General features: G+C 47.0%; 4 protein-coding genes. All 4 read left to right on the top strand.

The features are described from left to right. Positions 1–287: 287 nt before the first annotated feature. Entirely contained in the window at positions 288–1,460 is a 1,173-nt protein-coding gene (locus HMPREF0240_RS08840) for a serine hydrolase domain-containing protein (RefSeq protein WP_009003093.1), read from the top strand. 284 nt (positions 1,461–1,744) lie between these two features. Further along, positions 1,745–3,088 carry an ABC transporter substrate-binding protein gene (locus HMPREF0240_RS08845; protein ID WP_035312807.1) on the top strand — a complete coding sequence of 448 codons (1,344 nt, stop codon included), beginning with the start codon at positions 1,745–1,747 and terminating at the stop codon, positions 3,086–3,088. Positions 3,089–3,194: 106 nt separating this feature from the next. Further along, complete coding sequence (locus HMPREF0240_RS08850; protein WP_009003095.1) at positions 3,195–4,103, top strand: sugar ABC transporter permease; 909 nt, start codon at positions 3,195–3,197, stop codon at positions 4,101–4,103. Continuing rightward, positions 4,104–4,919, top strand: a complete 816-nt coding sequence (locus HMPREF0240_RS08855; RefSeq protein ID WP_009003096.1) for a carbohydrate ABC transporter permease — start codon at positions 4,104–4,106, stop codon at positions 4,917–4,919. Positions 4,920–5,325 lie beyond the last annotated feature (406 nt).

Genomic DNA, 5,325 nt, shown 5'->3' on the forward strand with positions numbered 1-5,325 from the left:
CGTTGCCGCCGGCGGCGCGAATGCATCGGCATTCGGGCCAACTGCGGCAAGCACCCTCCAAGTTCCCTGTTTTTTCTCTTACGGGTTCTTCGCAAACGGACAGGATATAGAAATGGCACACACATCCCGGAGCTTCCCCGCCTCACCTTTCACTTCGCGTCCCCCATCCGTTCACTCCCAAAGTTCGTTCCCTGATTCCGTCCTGATTTTGTACTTTTTGTGCGGATTTTTTACTTTACGGGGTGTTGGGAAGACGTTATGCTTAGTAAGGGTAAAGGAGGCATTTTATGATGGAATATAAAGAGGAGAAAGAGATCGAAAGCAGGCTTCGCGGCCTGATGGAGGCGGAGATAGAGATGGAGCATTTTGCGGGGGCTCTGATTGGATATTATGAAAAGGGGCGGGAGGTTTTCTTTAATACGTATGGCATGGCTGACCGGGAGAAAGCGCGGCCTGTGAAGCGGGATACGATATTCCGGCTTTATTCTATGAGTAAGCCGGTGGCGGCTGTGGCTGCAATGATTCTGGCGGAGAGAGGGATGCTGGAACTGGAGGCCCCGGTGGGAAAGTATTTGCCGGAGTATGAACGGATGTATGTGCTGGGGGATGAGACGCCTTATACGGTTACGGTTCGGCAGCTCCTGAATATGACCGCCGGCATTGTTTATCCGGATGATGATGCGGCAGGACAGGAGATGGCGGAGCTATTCGAGGATATCCATGCACATATCAGGGTGGGAAAGCAATATACCACAGGAGAAGTTGCACGGAAGATTGCCACAAAGCCTCTGGCGAATGTGCCGGGAAGCGCGTGGCGGTATGGACTCTGTGCTGATGTACTGGGTGCAGTTATGGAGGCCGTGTCGGGGATGACACTGGGAGAGCTCTATAAGAAAGAAATTTTTGAACCGCTGGGAATGAAAGATACCGGGTTCTATGTGCCACGGGAAAAATGGGAACGGCTTGCTCAGCTTTACCGGCAGGAGGAGACAGAGAACGGTGTGAAGTTGAAGGTAGAAGCGGAGCGGACGCTTGGTTTAACGAAATGTCTGGAGCCTCCGGCTTTTGAATCGGCTGGAGCAGGACTTTTGTCTACAGTGGATGACAGCGCGCGGTTCTGTATGATGCTGGCGAATAAGGGGATTCTGGACGGAGTGCGGATTCTGAAAGAGGAGACTGTGGAGCAGTTTACACGGAATCAGCTTGGGAAAATGCAGACGGATTCCATTTATTTTGAACATATGAAGGGATATGGTTATGGGAACCTGATGCGGGTGCTCCTGGACAAGAACGCTTCTCCGATCGGAGGAGAACCGGGGGAGTTTGGCTGGGATGGCTGGGCTGGAGCATATATGGCTGTGGACATTCAAAAACAGACGGTATTCCTGTTTATGGTTCAGGTCAGTGCATATTCAAACTGGCCTCTGAACAAAGCAATCCGTGGAATATTATGTGACTGAAAAGATCCTTTTGAGTATACCCAGAGGGCACACCGTAATTCATGCCCTGCGGGCGGGTCTGCGGCTGTGCCGCAGAATAAGGTATACCCAGAGGGCACACCGTAACTCATGCCTTGCGGGCGGATCTGCAGCAAGCTGCAGAATAAGGTATAGAAAAAGGAATATCGCATGTTCGGATTTCTAACAAAATGAAAGAATTTTGCAATGAACAAATAAATTAAGACATGTTAATCTTTATTTATCAAAAGAAATCCCATATCAAACGAGGGTAAGGAGGAAGATTTATGAAACTGAAAAAAGTAACGGCGATGGCTATGACGGCTGTACTGGCACTTGGAATGCTGGCGGGGTGTGGAAAGGGTGATTCCAAAGACACCGCAAAGAGTGATGCGGGAAGTAAAGACACAAAGCAGGAGGCAGAAGGTGATGTAACGACTATTACGTACTGGGGATGGGATACCAACTGGTATGAGCCAATGTTTGAGAAGTTCATGGAAGAGAATCCGGACATCAAGATCGAGGCTACAAATGTTGCATACAGCGATTATTTCACAAAGATCCAGCAGGCAATTGCTTCTGGTTCCGAGCTGCCGACCATGGTACAGCAGAGCTGCACACTGATCGCTAACTACAAAGAACTGGGCGTGTTCGAAGATCTGACCTCGGATCCATACAATGTAGATCCGGATATCTTCTTTGACTTTATCAAGGACAGAGCCATGACAGAAGACGGACAGCTGATTGGTATTGAGCAGTCAGTATCTCCTTCAGCGATTGCATACAAGAGAGATCTTGCAAAAGAGTACTTCGGCACAGACGATCCGGAAGAACTGGCAGCATTGTTCCAGTCCACAGATGATTACATTACTAAAGGCAAAGAAGTAAACGAGAAATCAGGCGGAGATGCTTATCTGTTCCATTCAAGCGGCGCTGTTGCAGAGTGGCTGTATTTTGCAGACAGCACAGAGCTTCAGACAGGAGATACCGTGAACTTTACAGAAAAGATGACTCCGGTTATGGATACACTTGTAAAAATGAGAGACAACAAAGTCGTCGATACTTTTGAAAATGGAACCCCACAGGCAAATGCTACATACGCAGACGACAATCACCTGTTCTATCCTTGTCCGAACTGGGCAATCTCTTACTACATCAAGGCAAATGACGCTGACGGTGAAGGAAACTGGGGGCTGATGATGCCTGCAACAGGCGGCTACAGCTGTGGCGGATGCTCTGTAGGAATTACAAATACAAGCACAGATGCAGAGAAAGAAGCAGCCTGGAGATTCATGAAATGGGCATTCCTGGAGCAGGGCGGTGTCGACACAGCAAAAGAATCTACAGACTATTATGTACCTACAAAAGAATTTTATGAAGACCCATCTTACGCATCAGGGGCTGATCCGTTCTTTGGAGGACAGGATGTGGGCGGATTCTTATATGGAGAAATCGCACAGAGCATCGTAATTCCGACTCCTTCAATCTATGACCAGACAGTGATCGATATCCGTGACCTGCTGGCAAATGCAGTGATGTCAGATTCTGACCTGGATACGCAGGCTCTGATTGACAAGGGACTCGAAGAATGCGCTAACCGTATTACAGACAGTGACATTAAGGTAAAATAAGCAAAATGGAAGTGAAACGGAAGAGTGCTTTCCCGAAACGGACACCCTTCCGTTTTTTAAGCCCACCGGCAGGGGAAAAGCCGGTGGAGCGTAAGGAGAAATATCTATGAACAGAAAAGGCAATAAAAAATATACAATCTTGTGGCCGTTGTTTTTTGTGGCGCCATTTATCATTTTCTTTCTGGCATTTAATCTGTTCCCGATCCTGTATTCTGTATTCTTAAGTTTTCATGACTGGAGCGGAATCGGCGACAAAGTATTTATCGGGCTGGATAACTATGTGCGCATCTTCACCCAGGACAAAACGGTCTGGAAATCACTGGGGAATACGCTGTATATCATGGTACTGGGCTTTCCTCTCTCTATTTTCCTGGGGCTTGTGCTGGCAGCATTTTTGAGCAATCTGAAAAAATTCAGGAATGTATTTCAGACAATTAACTTTTTGCCGTATATCACCACCCCGGTTGCAATCGGCCTGATCTTTACATTCCTTTTCGACTGGAATACAGGAATTATAAATAAAATTATTACATTCTTCGGCGGAGAGGGTGTCAACTGGCTGGGAAATGCCAAATTTGCCCCGCTGGTTATCGGTTTTATGATTATCTGGAAAACAACCGGATATTATATGGCACTGTACCTGGCGGGAATTACCTCCATCTCTGAGGATATATATGAAGCGGCCAAGGTGGATGGCGCAGGCCCTGTAAAAACATTCTTCAAAATTACACTGCCGCTGTTAAAACCGATCACAATATTTATCGTAATCACAAGTTTGATTTATGCTCTGCAGCTGTTTGATGAGCCCAACCTGATGTTTAATGTCTCCACAACCAGCGTTATAGGCGGACCGGACAGATCCTGCCTGACTATGGTCTGGAACTTCTATGACGTGGCATTTGGTTCTACTGCAAGACTGGGATACGGTTCTGCTGTTGCGACAACGCTCTTTATCATTATTGTAATAACATCGCTGGTCGGCATGAAGCTGATGAATAAAAAGGAGGGGAAATAAATGAAAAAGTTAGCCAGTCCATTATCTTATGTCCTTTTGGTCATCATATCATTTATTTCGCTGTTCCCTTTTTACATGATGATTACAATGTCAACGTACAAGACGGAACAGATATTCCAGACCCTGCCGTTTCTGCCATCTGACTATTTCGGACAGAATATATCTACGGTTTTTCAGTCCAATTTCCTGCAGTCCTATGGAAACAGCCTGTTCATCTCAGTGGTTTCTATGGCTGTCTGTGTGCTGGTAAGCTCCATGGTCGGGTATGCAATGCTTGTCTATGACTTTAAGTTCAAAAAAGCGCTGATGAACTTTATTATGCTGACCATGATGGTGCCTACTCAGATCGGTATTATAGGATACATGATTGAAATGAGAAGCCTGCATCTGACAGGAACATTGTGGCCGATGATACTGCTCTGGTTTGCAAATGGATTCGGTGCCTTCTGGATGATACAGTTTATCAATGGTTCCATGCCAATGGAGATCGTTGAGAGCGCAAGAATTGACGGAGCAGGGGAACTGAAGATCTTTTTCGGGATGGTCTTCCCATGCATCAGGCCAGGCGTGCTTACACTGTGCCTGCTGATTTTCCTCTGGTCCTGGAACAGTTATCTGGTACCGCTTGTATTTGTTAACAATGAAAGCCTTAATACAATACCGATCTTTATCAAGAGCCTGGCCAATGCCTATCGCACAGACTACGGTGCGCAGCTTTCAGGCCTGCTCCTCGCAACAATTCCGCTGCTTATCATGTTTATCTGCGGTTCCAAGAGCTTTATCAAAGGACTCACCGCGGGTGCAGTCAAGGGGTAAGCGCGCCAAGAAATAAAGGGCGGATAGTTTAGCGGGTGGAACACCCGCATGGTAAGGCGTAGCGAGCCACCATTAGCGAGTCTTGGGTGTTATCTGGCAACAGGTAAGGCTAAGCGTAGACAGTTAGGAAATAGGGTTGAAATGCTATTGAGCTCCGAAATTTTACAAAGTCTCAGAGGCCGACGCAGTTTACCCATGCGGAAGGCAACATCACAGTAAGCGTTAGAGAAACGATGCGAGTTTATTGTGGCTCTGGCGGAGTCGGAGGGCCAATCATGTTTTACAATGACTATCCTGTCAACTTGGGAGAGCCTGTGATTTCTTGCAGCAAAGCAAGTATGACGTACAACTATAAAATGGAGGAAATCAAACGAATCACAGGCAGTCGGATGCCGGCGTAGTATCG

Source organism: Clostridium sp. D5 (genome assembly GCF_000190355.1).
Lineage (GTDB): Bacteria > Bacillota > Clostridia > Lachnospirales > Lachnospiraceae > Faecalicatena > Faecalicatena fissicatena_A.

What these genes read in the sequence shown, in the direction of transcription:
- HMPREF0240_RS08840 (WP_009003093.1), top strand. Translation starts at nt 288, where the DNA reads ATGATGGAATATAAAGAGGAGAAAGAGATCGAAAGCAGGCTTCGCGGC.
- HMPREF0240_RS08845 (WP_035312807.1), top strand. Translation starts at nt 1,745, where the DNA reads ATGAAACTGAAAAAAGTAACGGCGATGGCTATGACGGCTGTACTGGCA.
- HMPREF0240_RS08850 (WP_009003095.1), top strand. Translation starts at nt 3,195, where the DNA reads ATGAACAGAAAAGGCAATAAAAAATATACAATCTTGTGGCCGTTGTTT.
- HMPREF0240_RS08855 (WP_009003096.1), top strand. Translation starts at nt 4,104, where the DNA reads ATGAAAAAGTTAGCCAGTCCATTATCTTATGTCCTTTTGGTCATCATA.